The 434-nt window shown below is 61.1% G+C and carries 1 protein-coding gene; it reads right to left on the bottom strand.

Going from position 1 to position 434, the window contains the following annotated elements:
* Positions 1-223 precede the first annotated feature (223 nt).
* A partial coding sequence (locus tag H7I57_RS09805; protein WP_264023262.1) for a hypothetical protein occupies positions 224-434 on the bottom strand: 211 nt, incomplete at its 5' end.

Genomic DNA, 434 nt, shown 5'->3' with positions numbered 1-434 from the left:
AGAACCACCATCGCCCGTTGCGCCGCCAGCCGCGGTACTTCGCGGCTTGCTCTGGCCCGGTCCAGCGGTCCCAGTCATCGTCGATGAACGCGATGACGTAATGGACACCCTCTTTCGCGGTGGCCGGATCGATGATCGAGTCAGGTATCTGCACCTCGTTTCCTTCCGTCATCTCAGGCGGGCTGAGCGTCTGTCACGTCCCAGGTATGCTTCCGAGTCCGCGTCAACGGACGTCGATGAGGGGTTCCCCGCAGGTATCGCAGCGTTCGTCGGTGTTTTCGACGTGCACACCGAAGATCATCTTCGGGAAGTCGCCCGAATCGAAACTGCGCTCGGTGTGTCGATCGATGCCGGCCTTCGACGCCATCTCGTCGAGCAGTGTTTCCAGCGGTGTTGTCGCCTTTGAGTCGAACCCACCTGTGCGCAAAGCCCAT

The sequence above is a fragment of the Mycolicibacterium pyrenivorans genome, from assembly GCF_025821625.1.
GTDB classification, from domain to species: domain Bacteria; phylum Actinomycetota; class Actinomycetes; order Mycobacteriales; family Mycobacteriaceae; genus Mycobacterium; species Mycobacterium pyrenivorans.
Note: the sequence above shows the minus strand (reverse complement) of the source record. Positions and strands in the feature narration are given on the sequence as shown.